Below are 17,619 nucleotides of genomic sequence, written 5' to 3'. Positions count from 1 at the left end.
AAATATGAATTTATTAGACTTGTCTAAATGCAAAAACCCTAAGTCTATTCTCGAATTTAGGGTTGATGGTCGCACAGTGCAAATTTATGCGAATCAAGTAGATGTAATTAAGAACGCTGATTTTCCTATTTATTACTCACATGGCGCGCTTTACCGCGTTGGTAACAACGATAAAATGTTGAGGCTTTCTCATAATGGGAAGTGGGTAAATGGCAGTTTTAGAAAGAGCCAATTAGAAAAATATAGTTTTCATCAAGTTTACTTCTCTTAATCATAAACAAGCTACAAAACCTCAGTCGAAAGATTGGGGTTTTTTATTATCTAAAGGAAAGTGATATGGCAAGCGGCTTAAGCATTGTTATTGATACCCGAAACGCTGAATTGAACATTAAAAACCTTAATCAAGCGTTAGAGCGGTTAGAAAATCAAGGTAATTCCATTGCTAACATGATGCGTAACTTGGGCAGCAATAACCCATTTGCTGCATTGACCGCATCAATCAACGTCACAAAGTCTGATTTTAATGCATTAGCCGCGTCTGCAAACATGGTGAAAACCACCACAAAAGAGATGGGGGACGCGCTTGTCTATGCCAAAAGCACACTAACAGGCGCAGCGACAGCCGCTACTACGTTTCAAGCGGCAATGCGTGGCGTTGGTAATAGCTTAAATACCGCACAAGCAGCAATGGCGCGTTTTAACCAAAGCGGACAGTCGATTGCTACCGTGCTAAATAGCATGAATGGGGCAAATGGCAGCAATGGTGTTAATAACCTAAACAATGCCATTAAGCAGCTTAACCCTAATGTAGCAGCATTAAACGCTGAGTTTAAAGCGGTCAATGGCACACTTAATAGCTTTACCACAGCCGCGAATAAAGCTGATGCGGCAGCCTTGCGCCTCAATACAACACTTACCGCTACACGCACTAACTTAACAGGGCTTGCTACTGCCAATGCGTCTGTCAATGCGTCAATCGGTAATCTTGGTAACGTGCTAAATAACTTGCAGACGCGCCTTGCAGGGCTTGGTACAACTTTAAACGGTTTAAATGCCAATTTGCGTAACTTACCGCCATTAAACAATGCAGCAGCGAGTAGTGCTAATCGTGCGGCTGCATCAACAAGTTTGTTTCAGCGCAATGCTCAAGGATTAGAGGCGACATTAATGCGTCTGCAAACCTTGATGACTGGCGGGTTGTTTGGCATGGCGGCATTAAGTGTGCTAAAAACCGCTGATGCTATGCAAACGCTTGACAACCAAGTTCGCATTGTCACGAAGTCCACAGAGGAACGCCTAGCGGTTGAAAAAGAGGTTCATAGAATTGCTAATACAAACTACACTGATATTAAAACAACAACTGACATCTACCATCGTAATGCCTTAGCTATGGCAAGCATGGGTGCATCTCAAAAAGATGTGCTTAGATTTACCGACAATATGAGCCTTGCTATGCGCACCAGTGGTCGAACAATCACTGAACAAAACTCTGCATTGTACCAATGGTCGCAAGCAATGGGCGCAGGAAAACTACAAGGGCAAGAGTTTCGCATTATCGCCTTAGCCGTGCCATCTTTGCTTAAATATATTTCTGCTGAAATGGGGGTGACTACAGGTCAGTTAAAAAAACTAGGCGCAGAAGGCAAAATCACTGGAGAAGTGATGGTAAAAGCCGTTGAGAAGGCGCGACCAGAGTTAGAGAAATTAGCATCTCAAATGCCAATGACAATGAGCCAAGCATTCACCGTTGCTAATAATGAGTATAAGTTATTCATTGATAAAATCATGAATGGTACAGGTGGCGCAAGTCAAACTATTGCCTCGATGATATACGGCATTGGCAAAAACTTTGATACGATTATTAAAGGCATGACCATTGCAGGCGGCTTGGCATTTATTGGTTTTGCAAGCAAAATTGATATTGCCACAAAATCAATGGCTTTATTCAACTTTGTGGCTAATGCTAACCCATTTGTACGCATGGCGACCATCATTTTGGCGGTGTCAAGCGCGTTCTATGGTTTGGATGACGTGATTAACACCACTAGCGTTATCATGGGCGATTTAATCCACATGATAACCGATGGTTGGACTGGCATTTTTAATCTTATCGGTGACGGTCTCAACTCACTACAAGGCGTAGTGGCTCAAAACAATGACGATATAGGCAAGTCCTATAAAGATATGTTCACCAATGCCACAACTGACCATGATAAATTCATTGCCAATGCTACGTTTGCAAGTAACAACCTTGTCAAAACGATTAGCACTGACAATATGAAAAACGAGCAGTCGTATTTTGGCTTCTATAGCAGAACACAAAAAGGCTTTTTAGGGTTCGTTGAGTTTGTTGGTACGGCTGTCATTGCCGCTGTATCTACTTTAGGCGGTTTCTTTAAATTCATTTTTAACGGCATTGAAGATACATTAAAGCGCATGGGTAATGCGTTGATGACTGCTGAGGAATGGATTCAAAAGAAATTAGGAAATAACGTACAGCACAAACGATACGATACGTTTAATAATCTCTCTGCTGACCAATCCTATGCTGATGTTAATAGCGCAGGTCAAAAATGGTGGCAAGATAATTTTATTATGCCGCTATCGGGACAGGTAAGACAAAAAGAAATTGCTACAGGTGGTATTCCACAAAGTATGTACGCCCCGATTGACCCTAACGCAAAGCCGCCTAGTAGTAGTGATATCAATGACAAAAAGAAAAAAGCGCATGATTTGTTAAAAGGGGAGATTGCGGACGCTATTCAATGGGCTGCTGCTGACTTAAAAATCAGACCTAATGACTTAGCAGCCGTGATTTCTTTCGAGACAAGGGGTACATTTAGTCCTGCTGCAAAAAATCCAAACTCATCAGCTACTGGGTTAATTCAGTTTATGGCGGACAAATATACTGCTTACGGCTATTCAAGAAATCAATTTGCCGCTTTGGGTGCAAATGAACAAATGAAATATGTTGTTCAGTACCTAAAAGGTCGCGGCATCGGTCAAGGCAGTGGATTAGGTGATATTTATGATGCGGTTGCAGGCTATGGCTATCGTGATGGAAATCCAAAATACAACAAGCAAGGCAAGCGTGTCGATGCTTACTACCTTAACCGTGTTTGGGATGCTAACCGCGATGGTTATGTTGCCAAAGGTGAAGCAGTAACAGCTAGGGCTTTTCAGCCGCATATCAAAAACTATTTCCCTAACGGCATTAATTTGCAAGATGTTGGCAAGGTTGAGACTGACCTAGCCAAAAATCAAGCCGCCTTAGATAAAGCGCGTGAAGAATACATTGCAAGTATCGCCACAGGCGAGGCTAAGATTAATGCGCAGCTTAATAAAGCTATTGCTGATTTACCTAGCAAAGGTTTTAGCGGTCAAGCACTTGAAGATGAGAAAAAACGCTTAACCGAAGAAGCAGAGTTTGACCGTCTTTTGTCTAGTGAAACCAATCGTCAAAAACTTGATGAATTAATGGGGGTGCATAAAACCAAGAAAAGCCAAATCCTTGATGAAGCTACCTTACAAAGGCTGACTATTCAAGCTGATGAAAGCAAGTCAAGAGAGCAGCGCAAAGCTGAACTTGAAGCGTTAGATGTTGGCACGAAAGAAAAAATCCGTCTGAATGATATCGCTAACAAATACGAACTTGGAAAAATTTGGGCATTTCGCAAAACATCTAGCGAGTTAATTGCTGATGAGTGGGATGAAAAAATCCAAGCGGCTATGAATGGCAATGACGAGCTTAAAGATGAGTATATAGCATCGTATAAAGAGCAAAAACAACTTGCACTTGATATTGATAGGCTAAATTACCAACAGCAGCTATTAGACCTGCAAAAGTTTAATATGGCAGATATCGCCTACCTTGAGCAGACCTTGAAAATCAAAAAAGATTTGATTGCCAAGAGCAATGCTACGCCTGAGATGCAGAACGCACAAAATGCGGCTGCTGACTACCAAAACCGCAAAGATGTTTTAGGCTTATTCAAAAATCAGCCTGAAAACCTTGATAGACCGCTATATTTTGGCAAAGGTGCAGAAGGTCAGTACCAAGAAGCGATGTATAACGCGGCTGAAATCCTACGCATCTATGACAAAAATTACGCTGATTTAGAGGCAAGGGGTGAGTTACATAGTCAAACTATGATTGATTTTCAGCGAGCGTATGAGGAAGCGGTACGCCAGTCTAATGAGTCTATCTTAGAAGCCGAACGCAATGTTATGAGCGAACGCCTATCTATTTGGAGTCAAGGGTTAGATATGGTTGGCGGCGTATGGGGTCAGATGACCGATATCATCACCAATGCTTACGGCAAGCAATCAGCCGCAGCAAGGGCGTTTTTCTTTGTGCAAAAAACCATTGCAGCCGCACAAGCGATTGTTAACACGGAAGAAGCAGCAACAAAGGCATTGGCTCAAGGCGGTGCATTATTTGGTATTCCTATGGCAACCCTAGTAAGGGCAAGTGGTTATGCTTCTGCTGGCATTATCTTGGGTCAAGGTATTGCAGGGGCTATGGGCAAAGGCTTTAGCACAGGCGGTTACACTGGCAACATGGGTGTGAATGATATCGCTGGCGTGGTGCATGGCAAAGAGTATGTGTTAAATGCGGCAGCCACTAAGCGTATCGGCGTTGATAATCTTAACGCCATGAACAAGGGCGCAAGTATCGGCAACAACAACGTATCCGTCAATGTCGTAGTCAATGCAGACGGCTCAAGCGATGTGCAAAGCAACGCTCAGATGGGTAAAGAATTAGGCGATTCTATCGTTGCATTAATCGATAGTCGAATTATTAAACATCAAAGACAGGGTGGGCTATTGGCAGGTACTAGACGATGAAAACATTTACATGGGATATTGACGCAAGCAGTAGCGAGAACACAGCTTACAGCGTCAATAAAGTGCAATTTGGCGATGGTTACGAGCAAGTGTCTAGTTTTGGGATTAACAACAAGCGCAAAACATGGCAATGCTCAAAACAAAGCTATAAATCCACCATAGACGATATTTACAACTTTCTAGGCTCAACTCAAGCGGTTGAGCCTTTTTATTTTCAGCCGATTAAAACCGAGCAGGGTTTTACTGTGCGTCTTGTCGGTGAAGTCAGCCGTCAGAAAATCGGTGGCGATGTTTGGAAAATCTCTTTTAATCTTGAGCAAGCCTTTATTTAGGAGTAATCATGGCAATACAAAGAATTAACTTAGGCACAGCACCGAGCGGTACAGGCGGTGATACTAATCGTAGTGCATTTAAAAAAATTGATGATAACTTTGCTGATAGTGCCAATGCAGCCAGCCGTTTAGTAGGCACGGCAGCGGGCAACGTCATGGAAGTGGGGGCGTTTGGTTTCGGCAAAGGGTTTTTTTTTAGCAATCCCAATCCGTATAAAAACGCAACTAACGATGAGTTAGCAGCGAATCAAATGATTATTTTTAGTGAGGAGTTTGGTTATCCAGCTGGTATAAGCATTGCCTACGGCGAAAAGAAAAACTTTATCGGGTTTACCGCCTTTGGTCAAGACCCTGTTTACATTACGTTAGACGATAGCAGGAAACCATCAGACCAAAGAGTTATTAATAGCTACGGATTTAGAACAACAAAAAACACTTCGGTCGACCCAAACGGTTTTATTAAAAATGCTTCGCCTATCATTAGTCTGTATGCTGACAAAATTGAGTTAAATGATGAAGCCAGCGAGCAACCAATCACGTTTGAAAAACTAGGCGTTGGCGACTATCTTGTAAAAGGCTCGACAGGTTTTGCTCAAGAGGGCTGGTATATCGAGATGCCAAAAGACGCAAACGGTAATGTACTTGTCGCAGTTGTCTATGAGCAGCTAGACAATAATGATATCAGCGTCAAAACATACGCTAAGACATTTGACCCTGAAACAGGCGATATTATTGCGAACACCGCAAAACCCCGTGACATCCCATCTACTCGTTGGATTGACTTACGTTTGCAAGCTTTACCACAGACAGACATCAAACCTTTTAATAACTATGAAACGGCTATCCTAGATGCTTAATTCAGATTTTCAAAAGCTCAGTGTCGCAGGTATTGTCACACTGTATCAATTAGATGCCACGCGCTTAGGCGGTGGCGTTTTTTATTGGCACGGACATATCACTTGGGAAGATTGGGCGCGTATCTTAGACTATGCAGGCGATAGCAGTTTGATTGACAACAATCAATTAGCAGGGCATGACTACGATATCAGCAGCACGGATAAAGAGATTAAGCGCGATATTATTTGGCAGGGGCAAGTGTACTCGCCGATTGCGATACAGTCTGACGGACTTGAGCTGCGTGGCGATGGCAAAGCCAGTACACCAAATCTAGTATTATCAAATACGATTAACGGTATCAATGGCGCTGTGTCTGCGCTGTGTCTGCATTTTAATGATTTTGCAGGGGCAAAACTGACGGTTATCACCACCCTAGCCAAGTATCTTGATGCGGCTAATTTTGTCAATGGCAATCCATCGGCGGCAAACGAGTATAAACAGCAGATTTGGTTTGTTGAGCAAAAAACATCCGAAAATCACAGTCAAGTATCGTTTGAATTGTCTAACCCTGTCGATTTTGAAGGCGCAAAAATCCCCTGCCGAGAGATTACTAACTATTGTCACTGGTGCGTCACTGGGCGCTATCGTGGCGAAGAATGTGGCTATATGGGTGCGGCAATGTTCACCGAAAAAAATGAACTTACAGACAATCCCGAAATGGATAAATGTGGCGGCACAATCCAATCCTGTAAAATCAGATTTGGTGAAAACAATCCATTGCCGTTTGGCGGCTTCCCAAGCAGTAGTTTGAGTTAAGTGGTATAATAATCAAAACAATTAAAAGGAGGTAATGATGAAAGCTGAATTTAAAAATTTTGATTTAAATAGCACCCTACCATCTGCTGACAAGGCGATTAATGATATTTTTTTAACAATCGCTAAAACAAGCAATACTGACAACATCAAGTTAATACAAACTGACTTTAGCAAAAACGATGTACAACTTAGTGAGCATTTAGCTAATATAACCGAAATCTGTGATTACAACGCTAAGGTACTGGGTTTGCAGTACGAAAAACCGCAAATCGTCATAGGCAGTCTAACATTGGAAGAGCATTTAGCTTGTAGAAATATCGGTAAAGTTTACGATGCAATACATCAAGCTTTTGATTTATATTTATCGCGTTAGCAAACAAATCAACTCATAAACCACCGTCATTGGTGGTTTTTTTATGGGCGAAAAATGAAACTTACTAAAAAACTCAAGACAGCGATATTAAACCACGCAGAGTCCGAATATCCGCGAGAGTGTTGCGGCTTGATTGTCGGCGGTAACTATATCCCCTGCACCAATCAATCTACCCTTGATAGCCAGTTTGCTATCAACCCACAGGACTATGTAGCAGCCAGTGAGCAAGGCGAGATTACCGCTATTGTGCATAGCCACCCCGATGGCTCAAGCACGGCTAGCGAAGTCGATAAGGCGCAAATGGCATTACACGGCTTACCGTGGGTGATTGTCGGTTACCCACAAGGCGATTTTGCTATCCATCAACCTACTGACTACACAGCCCCATTGCTAGGACGAGAGTATTATCATGGACTACAAGATTGCTATAGTTTGTGCCGCGATTATTATCATCGCGAATGCGGTATTGGACTTAGTGATTATGTACGTGATGATTTATGGTGGGAGTTAAAAGACAATCCTAGCCTGTATCTTGATAATTTTAAAAATGAGGGCTTTATTGAGATTGACCCTACTATCACACCCCTACAAAAACATGATGCGATTTTATGCCGTGTTGGGCGTACTGAGCACGTTAACCATGCAGTCATCTATCTAGGTGACGGGCAGCTTACCAGCGAGCAAACGCCTAGTGTAGTGGGTGACAATATCATCTTGCATCACCCTTACGGTCGCCTATCGGTGCGTGAAGTTTGGGGCGAAATGTGGGCTAAACGTGCTGTCGTGTATTTACGATATAAGGATTATTTGTGAAAACTATTAAGCTTCACGGAATCTTGGCTAAGAGATTCGGACAGTTCTTTAAGCTTGACGTGCAAACCGCGCGTGAAGCCACCCATGCGATTGCCTGTCAAAACGCAGAATTTAAACGCTTTATGCTAGAGAGTGACAAGCTTGGTTTAAAGTTTGCGGTGTTTTTAGGGCGTAAAAATATCAGCGCAAATGACATTGATAATATCACCGACACCGATGTTATCCATATTGTGCCGCGCATTGTGGGTAGTGGTGGCAATGCTTTTAACTGGCTGCAAGTGGTAGCAGGTGCGGTATTGGTTGGTGTGGGCGCGTTTACGTTTGGCGCAACGACAGCAACAGGTGCAGCACTCATCGGCGCAGGGATTGGGATGTTTGTAGGTGGTGTGGCAGGGTTATTCATGCCAACGGTTGATATGAGCAATCAAGACCCTGACGGCAATAAAGCAAATAAAGGGTTTGGTAGTGCGGTCACTACCGTATCACAAGGCAACCCAGTGCCAATACTCTATGGTGAGCGCGAGATTGGCGGTTTTTACGCCTCAGGCGGTATTTACGCAGAAGATGCAATGTAAGGATAAAAAAGATGATTAAAGGCGCAAAAGCAGGACAACAACAGCAACGACAACCTAATATTGCTAAAGACAGCGCAGCGTCAATCAGCTATTTAAAAATCCTGTACGGCTTGTCTGAAGGTGAAATCAGCGGCTTAGCCAATGGCGCAAAATCTATCTATCTTGACGATACGCCATTACTTGACGATAGCGGCAATCCTAACTTTAAAGACGATAATGGCAATCTAGCGGTAACGTGGGATTTTCGCAGTGGTACGAATGACCAAGACTATATTAAAGGTTTTCCATCGGTTGAGAATGAAACCAATATCAATGTCGAGTTAAAAGGTGGCACGCCATACGTCAAAACTGTCACCAATGGGCAGTTGTCTGCTGTGCGTTTGCGCCTGTCTTGGGGTGCGCTGCGTAAGCAAGAAACCAATGGCGATGTAAACGGTATAACGATTGAATACGCGATTGACTTGTCAACGGATGGTGGTGCGTATCAAACCGTTTTAAATACCCAAGTCAGCGATAAAACATCGGCAAAATATGAACGTAGCCACCGTATTGACTTGCCCCGCGGCAACACATGGAATATCCGTGTGCGCCGCCTAACACCAAATGCGACAAGCGATTTAATCTCGGACAAAATGTATGTCGATGCTATTACAGAGATTATTGACGCTAAATTGCGCTACCCAAACACCGCTATGCTTGGCCTACAGTACAATGCTGCTACCTTTAGTAATGTTGCTAAACTGGCGGTGCGTTGTCGCGGTAAAATTATATCCGTACCTAGCAACTATGACCCGGTAACGCGCACGTATAACGGCATTTGGGATGGTACGTTTAAACAAGCCTACTCAAACAATCCGGCTTGGGTGTATTACGATATCTGTACACAGTGGCGCTATGGCTTGGGTGATAGACTCACCAGTGCGATGATTGATAAATGGTCATTGTATGCCCTTGCACAATATTGCGACCAACAAGTGAGTGATGGTAAAGGCGGTAATGAGCCACGTTTTAGCGTCAATGTGTATTTGCAAGCCCAGCAAGATGCGTTTAGCGTGCTGCAAAGCCTGGCATCAATTTTTAGAGCCATGAGTTATTGGCAAGGCGAGCAGATCGTATTGGATGCTGATTTACCCAAAGACCCTGTTTATACGTTTAGCCGTGCTAATGTGGTTGGCGGCGAGTTTAGCTATACAGGTACTCGTGCGCGTGATCGTCATACCATTGCAAAAGTGGCATGGGATAACCCCGAGCAAAAATTTAAAACCGAATATGAATTTGTACGCGATGAAGCCGCGATTGCCAAATATGGCGTTAAAGTGCTTGATTTGTCGATTGTCGGCTGCACCAGTCAAGGGCAAGCGCAACGTGCAGGATTGTGGGCGTTAAAGTCTGAGCAATTAGAGACACGCACGGTTACCTTTAAAACTGGCTTGGATGGTTTTATCCCCACTGTGGGCAGTATTATCAACGTATCTGATGAGGTGCTAGCAGGTCGTGCCAATGGCGGTCGCGTATCTGCCGTGTCGAGTGATTTTTTAACTGTCACGCTTGACCGTGATACTGTTGTGAGCGCAGGCGATACGCTTATCATCAATGGTAATAACGGTAAAGCGCAGCGCCGTATTGTGTCATCTGTCAATGGTCGTGATATAACTGTATCTATGGCGTTTACTGATATCAGTTCACAAAACGTATGGGCAGTCGATAGCAGTGACTTAAAAACGATGCAATTTCGCGTCTTGTCGATTAAGCAAGATGATGTGACGTTTAGTATCACCGCGCTGCAGCATGAGCCGCAAAAGTATGATGCCATTGATTATGGTGCGATTGTTGAGCCAACATCTATCAGCATCATTAAACCCAACGTCATCGATGCGCCTAAAAACATTGCAATTACTCAGCGCAATCGTGTTGAGCAAGGGCAAAACATTGCCACCATGATTGTATCGTGGGAACAAGTTAGCGGCGCAGTAGCGTATGATGTTGAATGGCGCAAAGATGATGGCAACTGGACAAAAGTACCACGCACAGGTAACAACTCAATTGAGATTGATGGCGTCTATAGCGGTAACTATCTAGCGCGCGTTGCGTCTGTGTCCGCGTTTGATTTGGTATCAAACTTTGCCACATCTATGCTTACGGCAGTTGTCGGTAAATTAGGCACGCCGCCCAGCCTTGCAAGCCTTAAAGCCACAGGTATTTTATTTGGTATGCAGTTGGATTGGCTGTTTGCTCAAGGCTCAAGCGACACTAACTACACTGAGATACAAGTAGCAAGTGCGCCCGATACCAATGTCGCACTGTTAGGTACTTATGCCTACCCAACTAATACCGCAACAATTAACGGTTTACAAGGCAATTTAACGCAATATTATCGTGGTCGTATCGTTGATAAATTGGGCAATGTATCACCGTGGACGGCTTGGGTTAAAGGCGTAACCAGTGCCGATGCCAGTAAAGTATTAGACTTGCTGAACGGTCAAATCACCGAATCACAGCTTTATAAAGATTTGGGTGCAAAGATTGATAAAATCGGTACGCTTGAAGATGGGTTATCGCAAGAGATACAAAACCGTGAGAACGCTATCAATGCATCAAAAGCAGCCGTACAACAGGACTACACGCATTATGTGGACACCCTACTCAATGCGCCAAACGGTGTTAATGAACGAATCACCAAAAGCACTGATGGGCTAACCACCTATCTTAAGACCTACAAAGACAGCAACGGCAATTATGTCGGTGGCGTGGTCGATGAGGTTGCAACTAAAATCGGTGATAACGGCACACTGGTTACTAAATTAGATGGCGTGTTTGCTCAAGTCAATCCAGAGATGGCAGGTAGCACTAACGATTTAGCGGGTAGTGACAAATTTGCAGGGGTGTGGACTGAGCAATCGGCAAGAATTGATGCTGATAGTAGCTTGTCACTAAAGATTGATAATCTTAACAGTGAATTTGGTAGCAATCAAGCCAAGATTACCAGTCAATATTACACTCTAGCCGATAATTTATCGAGTGTAGCAAGTAAAGTTGACTTAATTACTGCGCTGTCAGATGGTAATGTTGCTGAATTTGTAAATACGGTTTATACAAAAGCAGCGACAAATGATGCGATTAATAGCGGTATTCGTCAATTTAAAACGGATTACTATGATAAAGAGATGCCGCTTAAAGCCAGTGCTAAAGCGGTTGAGGATATCACCAACCTAGTTGGCGAGCAAAACCAAAATATCACAGCAATGTCTCAAAAGATTGACGGTGTATTTGCTCAAGTCAATCCAGAGATGGCGGGCAGTAATGAGTCATTAGCGGGTAACGATAAACAAGCTGGCGTATGGACTGAGCAATCAGCACGTATTGAAGGCGATGTTGCTACTGGCATCCGTATCGACAATGCTGTTAGCGAAATCAACGGCATTAAAGCTGCGATACAAGAGCAGGAACTTACTTACTCAAACGGTGTTGATGCGCTTGCCGCTAAAATCACGACAGTGCAGGGCGTGGTGAATGGTCAAAAGCAATCGGTTGAAGTGATACAAGGGGTTGGTGATGTAACAAAGCTGAAACTCGAAACTGAAAAGGCGCGTAATGACAACAGTATTGACGCATTAACTGTGCAAGCGACAAAACTACAAGATAGCATTACTACGTTAACCAAACAGATTGCTAGTCTAAATGACAAACGCACACCAGATAATGCTGCATTAACTGACGAAAGTATTGCTAAATTGCAAGCGGCAAGGGTTGAGGCGCAAACTGCGCTCGATGCTATCCCTGCACAAAAACAGCAATTACTTGACGAGAAAAAACGCCTTGATAGTTTGGTGTTGACTGAGAGCAAAATCAAAAATCAGTACACTATCAGACTAGACGGTAATAATCGTGTTGCTGGGTTTGGCTTAGCATTGGATGATACAAATAATTTTGACTTTGCCATCCGTGCTGATAAGTTTTACATTGCACCGCCTGAAGGCACAGGTAACGGGGTCAGCCCATTTATGGTGTTGACCTCACCACAGGTTATCAATGGTACGACTGTGCCAGTTGGGACGTATATCAAAGGTGATTTAATTGCTACAGGCTCAATTACGGCTGATAAGATTGACACTAGAGGTTTGTCTATCAGAGATGCCAATGGCAACGTACTATTTGGGTCGGGAACGGCATTAGATGTTGCCAATATCACTGGTTTGGGTGGTCTTGCTACTAAAGACACGGTAACTACAAGTGAGGTTACTGGTTTGGGTAGTCTTGCAAAGGTTGATAAACTAACTACTAGCAATATCACCACTTATGTTGATGGGTTGGGTGTTAGAAACTTGCTTGTTGGTGATGCTCAAATTACAACCGCAAATATTGGCACAGCACAAGTTGATACGCTACAAATTGCAGGTGAAGCGGTAGTTGTGCCAAAAATGCTATATAACCCTAATGCTATCATGTTTGGTAAAAATGGTTTAGTAGAATTAGGTGCATCTAGTATCAACACTCAAGGGTCGCCTGTTATTGTCACTATAAGCATGGAGTCATTTAACTTCAGTTATTCTTACATATCAGATAGCGCAGATAACTATTTAGAGTTATATCTATTATTAACTCTAAAGAGGAATGGCAACACAATTAAGACGTATGAGTTTGGTAGCTCATATTTAGTTGAGGCAATCCCAAGAGGCGATGTGTATAACTACAATAATACTTTAGCTATTGGTGGTGTAAATACTACGCTACCACCGTTTCTTGATGTACCACCTAATGCAGATACACGCTACTCAGTAGAAGGTGTAATAATGCGAAGGAGCAATGGGCAGGTTTGGAAAACTGCTGATATGGTTATGAAAGGTTTTTCTATATTCTTACAAGGTGTGAAACGATGAGTATATTGTTTATATATCAAATTATTGATGGTAAGTTTTTATATCAATGCACTGGCAGCATTAACAGTATCATGCTTGACTTGACGGATGACAAAGACTTTACATTAACTCAGCCGCCTAATTACGACAAGGCATGGTATTGGTATAACAATCAGTGGAACAACAAACCTAGCAATTAAGCTAGGTTTTTTTACTTAAGGAGGCGTAAATGCCGCACAATGTAGCTGTAGTCAAGACAGCGATTGTTGGAGTTGTTGGCAGCACTGGAAATATCGTGCTGTCTGCGGCATCTGCTGTCGCTATCACCGAGCAATTAAACATTGCTCAACCTTTTTTACACTTGTATCTGCCATTATGGTTTGGGTACTTGATGGTTTTTATTTTAGCCTTAGTTGGGGCGGTTGGCTCATTGTTTACTGATACCATGCAGCACTCGAAGGCTGGCAAGGCTAAAAACTTTTTCATGGGTTTTTTACTGGGTATCGTTGGCGCATTTGTGATACTACCAAACCTTACCACTAAGCCGCCAACATTTGAATTAATGTTTATCACGTCACTAGCATTTGCCTTCAGTGGCGTTGTCCTGCTTAACAACTTATCTGTGATACTACATAGCGATATGCTCAAAAATGGCATGGTAAATGCGGCAGGTGAAGCAGGGGGTATTGTGAAAAATCGCTTCCTTAGAGCCTTAAAAGTATTTTTTGGCATGGACGACAAAGGGGGTGAGTCATGATTGATTTAACCAACATTGACTATATGCTAAGTCTCAACCGACTGACGCCAATGGTTGCGATATTTTTGACGTTAATTGCCTTATTTAGCAAAAAATACATCACAAGAGACTATGTATCATCGAGCATCATGCACTTAACGATTCTCCTATGGACTATGCTGATTTGGGCTGATTGGGGTAGTGAGGTATTTAGACCATCAAGACAAACAATAGTAGCTAGGTGTCTAATGGTAGTTATCCTGGGGCTTGTAGTGCTTCTTATTAGAAACTACTCAAAGATATTTAGACGCATGAAATTTAATAATCAAGCATTGTCAGATGAAAAAAATCGACTTAAGCAGTTGCTGCAAGACCAACTCAATCAAGACAAACCAAACAAAAACCACACCGCCAAATAAGGCGGTTTTTTTATGGAGAACGGCAATGAAAACAAGTAACAAAGGTAAAGCGATTATCAAGCAATACGAAGGCTTTAGAGCCAAGCCCTATCTATGCCCAGCAGGTGTGCCTACTATTGGCTATGGTGCGACATACTACACTGATGGGCGCAAAGTGACGCTAAGAGATGCACCAATTAGCGAAGCGGTTGCAGATAAGCTACTCGATAAAATGCTTGCCAAGTACGAGGATGCAGTCAATCGCTATGTGCAAGTGCCTATCAATCAAAATCAGTTTGATGCGCTCGTGTCGTTTTGCTATAACTTGGGGCAAGAGAATCTACGCAATAGCACGTTACTCAAGAAAGTAAATGCCAAAGATTACAAGGGTGCGGCTGACCAATTTCTGCGCTGGAACCGTGCAGGTGGCAAGGTATTGGCAGGACTTACCAAACGCCGCACTGATGAACGTAAGTTGTTTTTGTCTTAAAGATAATAATCATCACCACGGCTTTTACTTTCAAGCCGTGCGATTTTTTCTCTCAGACAGAGTAGCCGGTTTTCAAGTTCGTCGTCTGTGAGCTCTGCCACCGCTTTGTCACCGATTTCTAAATCAGGATTGGTGGCAAGGTGGTACAGGGCTTCGGTGATGATGCGATAGTCTAAGTTGTCAAGTTGCATATTGAACCTCAATATCAAAACAGTTGCTTAACATCAGCAATCTTAATGTAATAGGCGGAATCATAGTTGATGAAGCCGTTTTCTACTTCATTCCATTTGACCATGGTTTCTTTGTCCAAATGTCCAACTACGGTGCAGTGTATATTTGCACAGGTGCGAATTTCAGCGCGTTTTGTCGTATAACCCTGATGTATTTTTTCAACATATACAGGCTTCATTGCTTGATCTAATCTTTCTTGTTCTTGTCGCTGCTGTTGGGCTTTTACATTCGCCATGGTTTGTTGATAATTCTGCTCACTTTGTTGCAAAAAGTCATTACCAGCTTTTTGTATTCTGCCCATGTACCAGGGAAGGACAACAAAGTATAAGAATGCTAGAAAAGTCATGCTTAGTAAAAATTGTTTTAAAACTTTTTGTTGTCTACGATTCATATCAGACTCTACTAAAGGCTTAAGTAAAATATTTGCTAATAACATCTTCTTGTGTCAATCCAGCTTCTGCAAAGTACACTTTCTCTATCTCATTGAGTGCTTCACGAATTTCACGCTGTGAGATTTGGATATACTGCAACGTCACATCGTCACTGGTCTTGCTGTCCTGGTGATTTAGCAATCTTTTCAAAACTGGGTAATTCATTGACAATCGATTGGCCACACTAATGAAAGTGCGTCTCAAATCATGTGGCGTAATGTATAAACCAGCCTTGCCGCTAATCACTTCGTAGCTGCCACCCAAGTCTTTGACATGATCATCAATCCGTTTTATCTGCGACGGGAACACCCATTCGCTACCTTGGGCAAACTTTGCCCGGTGCCGCATTAACGCCCATAAAACATCACCCATGGGCAGCGGATAATCACTGCCATTTTTTGTATCTTTGAATAAAATCTTGCCAGTCTTTAAATCGATATCCGACCATGCCAGTGTTTGCGCTTCATTGAGTCTTACGCCGGTTATCATAAACACAAGCATAATATCACGGGCATTGTGAGAATATGGCGCCTGTCTATGTGACCATCTATCTATATGCTCGAGTACAGCTTTTAAAAACTTGCCCAAGTATTCTTCTTCGACGTGGCGTTTTTTAGGTTTAATCGGGTTCCAGTCTTTTTTGACATTAAGAATATTGATGGGTTGTTCTTTGATGATAGGTTCTTCTTCATCATCGAGAAAAGAGTGACGGCAATAGTTCCATACCGACCTAAGTACGCGCATCGATGCATTGGCTTGCGCTGGACTGTCTTTTGTAAGTCTGGCATGGCGGTCACTAATCATTGATTTGGTGATATCGTTAATTGGTAAATCGAGCCAATCTTTAAGCAGTGTTAATATTTGGCGGTCATAGGATTTAATCGTTTCATCGGTCAATGTCTTTTTACTTTTAAAGTACTCATAACATTCTCTGAGTGTTGGTACTGTAGCGGGGGAATCACTTTGCTTTTTATTGGGGTCAATGCCTTGGACCAGATTGCTGATAATGGTAACGGCTTTTTCTCGGGCTTCAGTCAGTGTGATAAGCGATATGTCAGATATGACAACTCGGTGCAACTTGCCAGCCACACGTTTATTGACGATATAGGTTTTTCCAGATTTGCGGACAAACACGGCAAAGCCGGCTAAAGATGAGTCTTGATAGATTTTATCTTTACCGTCGTATTTGAGATTATCAATGAATGTTTTAGAGAGTTTATTTGCCATGAAAATATACTACATGTGAATACATGGCAAGTATATTAATCCATTTAAAAAGGCTTGTAAAAGTATACGGATAGTATACTCGACAGCGAAAGACGTGTGATTTAGATAGCTTAAAAAAGGTAAATTTTAGGCATTAAAAAACCCCTGATATCAGCATTATCAAGGGTTTCAATATATGGTGCCCGGGGCCGGACTTGAACCGGCACGCTCGTAAGAGCGAGGGATTTTAAATCCCTTGTGTCTACCAATTTCACCACCCGGGCAGGGTAGTCACAGCACTGACGCTTGGCGTCGTGTGGTGTCTGTGTCAGAAGTGGGTGCTATTATAATCAGTTTTGTTAACTTTGCAAGCAATTTTTTACGATATTTTTTCGCGTTTATTGCTGACTCATAATAACAAAACAATAGTACCGCAAAATGAAAATGGAGGCTGAGGCCGGAATCGAACCGGCGTCCGCGGATTTGCAATCCGATGCATGGCCACTGTGCTACCCAGCCATTTCATTTAGGTTTGCTATGATAGCAAAAATTTTTAAAAGTGCAAGGACTTTTTTAGCCATTTAAGCGATGTAATGAAGGATTGTGAAGGGTATTTGAGCGCTAATTTAGCGGTTAAACATTTTCAATGGATGTTATCACGCCACAAAATCGGTTAA

The 17,619-nt window shown here is 42.7% G+C and carries 16 protein-coding genes and 2 tRNA genes; 13 read left to right on the top strand and 5 right to left on the bottom strand.

Annotated elements, in window-relative coordinates; translation table 11 throughout:
• Window positions 1-4: 4 nt before the first annotated feature.
• The 13 genes from RT143_RS03450 (at window position 5) to RT143_RS03390 (ending at window position 15,074) form a co-directional block, all read left to right on the top strand.
• Window positions 5-271 carry a hypothetical protein gene (locus RT143_RS03450; RefSeq protein WP_160002184.1) on the top strand — a complete coding sequence of 89 codons (267 nt, stop codon included), beginning with the start codon at window positions 5-7 and terminating at the stop codon, window positions 269-271.
• 65 nt (window positions 272-336) lie between these two features.
• Window positions 337-4,848, top strand: coding sequence for a tape measure protein (locus RT143_RS03445; RefSeq protein ID WP_313091176.1), 4,512 nt, complete (start codon window positions 337-339; stop codon window positions 4,846-4,848).
• The gene (locus RT143_RS03440) at window positions 4,845-5,180 is read left to right on the top strand and encodes a phage tail protein (protein WP_313091175.1); all 336 of its coding nucleotides are present in this window, start codon (window positions 4,845-4,847) and stop codon (window positions 5,178-5,180) included. The genes RT143_RS03445 and RT143_RS03440 overlap by 4 nt, the downstream gene beginning before the upstream one ends.
• Window positions 5,181-5,188: 8 nt before the next feature.
• A complete protein-coding gene (locus RT143_RS03435) occupies window positions 5,189-6,037 on the top strand; it encodes a phage tail fiber protein (RefSeq protein ID WP_313091174.1) in 849 nt (282 codons plus the stop codon).
• Complete coding sequence (locus RT143_RS03430; RefSeq protein WP_313091173.1) at window positions 6,030-6,833, top strand: phage minor tail protein L; 804 nt, start codon at window positions 6,030-6,032, stop codon at window positions 6,831-6,833. Before RT143_RS03435 ends, RT143_RS03430 begins: the two co-directional genes overlap by 8 nt.
• Window positions 6,834-6,870: 37 nt before the next feature.
• Complete coding sequence (locus RT143_RS03425) at window positions 6,871-7,206, top strand: hypothetical protein (protein ID WP_313091172.1); 336 nt, start codon at window positions 6,871-6,873, stop codon at window positions 7,204-7,206.
• A 54-nt stretch (window positions 7,207-7,260) separates the two neighbouring features.
• Window positions 7,261-8,019: a C40 family peptidase gene (locus tag RT143_RS03420; RefSeq protein ID WP_313091170.1), complete on the top strand. Its 759-nt coding sequence runs from the start codon at window positions 7,261-7,263 to the stop codon at window positions 8,017-8,019.
• Window positions 8,016-8,594, top strand: coding sequence for a tail assembly protein (locus tag RT143_RS03415; RefSeq protein WP_313091167.1), 579 nt, complete (start codon window positions 8,016-8,018; stop codon window positions 8,592-8,594). Before RT143_RS03420 ends, RT143_RS03415 begins: the two co-directional genes overlap by 4 nt.
• Before the next feature lie 11 nt (window positions 8,595-8,605).
• Window positions 8,606-13,471, top strand: a complete 4,866-nt coding sequence (locus RT143_RS03410; RefSeq protein ID WP_313091166.1) for a TipJ family phage tail tip protein — start codon at window positions 8,606-8,608, stop codon at window positions 13,469-13,471.
• A complete protein-coding gene (locus RT143_RS03405; protein ID WP_313091164.1) occupies window positions 13,468-13,650 on the top strand; it encodes a hypothetical protein in 183 nt (60 codons plus the stop codon). The genes RT143_RS03410 and RT143_RS03405 overlap by 4 nt, the downstream gene beginning before the upstream one ends.
• 29 nt (window positions 13,651-13,679) lie before the next feature.
• Window positions 13,680-14,207 (top strand): hypothetical protein, encoded by a 528-nt coding sequence (locus RT143_RS03400; protein ID WP_313091163.1) that lies wholly within the window; start codon window positions 13,680-13,682, stop codon window positions 14,205-14,207.
• Window positions 14,204-14,605 (top strand): hypothetical protein, encoded by a 402-nt coding sequence (locus RT143_RS03395; protein WP_313091160.1) that lies wholly within the window; start codon window positions 14,204-14,206, stop codon window positions 14,603-14,605. The genes RT143_RS03400 and RT143_RS03395 overlap by 4 nt, the downstream gene beginning before the upstream one ends.
• A gap of 25 nt (window positions 14,606-14,630) precedes the next feature.
• Window positions 14,631-15,074 (top strand): lysozyme, encoded by a 444-nt coding sequence (locus RT143_RS03390; protein ID WP_313091158.1) that lies wholly within the window; start codon window positions 14,631-14,633, stop codon window positions 15,072-15,074.
• Here the strand turns inward: RT143_RS03390 and RT143_RS03385 are convergent.
• From RT143_RS03385 to RT143_RS03365, 5 genes are all read right to left on the bottom strand, one after another.
• On the bottom strand, window positions 15,071-15,265 hold the full coding sequence (locus RT143_RS03385) for a hypothetical protein (protein ID WP_313091156.1): 195 nt from the start codon (window positions 15,263-15,265) through the stop codon (window positions 15,071-15,073). The genes RT143_RS03390 and RT143_RS03385 overlap by 4 nt on opposite strands.
• Before the next feature lie 14 nt (window positions 15,266-15,279).
• Window positions 15,280-15,741 carry a hypothetical protein gene (locus RT143_RS03380; protein ID WP_313091155.1) on the bottom strand — a complete coding sequence of 154 codons (462 nt, stop codon included), beginning with the start codon at window positions 15,739-15,741 and terminating at the stop codon, window positions 15,280-15,282.
• Complete coding sequence (locus RT143_RS03375; protein WP_313091153.1) at window positions 15,716-16,963, bottom strand: tyrosine-type recombinase/integrase; 1,248 nt, start codon at window positions 16,961-16,963, stop codon at window positions 15,716-15,718. The genes RT143_RS03380 and RT143_RS03375 overlap by 26 nt, the downstream gene beginning before the upstream one ends.
• A gap of 176 nt (window positions 16,964-17,139) precedes the next feature.
• Window positions 17,140-17,226: transfer RNA gene (locus RT143_RS03370), tRNA-Leu, on the bottom strand.
• Between the two features lie 161 nt (window positions 17,227-17,387).
• Window positions 17,388-17,461: transfer RNA gene (locus RT143_RS03365), tRNA-Cys, on the bottom strand.
• Between the last annotated feature and the right edge of the window lie 158 nt (window positions 17,462-17,619).

It is taken from the genome of Moraxella sp. CTOTU48268, from assembly GCF_032069585.1.
In the GTDB taxonomy this organism is placed as follows: Bacteria; Pseudomonadota; Gammaproteobacteria; order Pseudomonadales; family Moraxellaceae; genus Faucicola; species Faucicola cinerea.
Note: the sequence above shows the minus strand (reverse complement) of the source record. Positions and strands in the feature narration are given on the sequence as shown.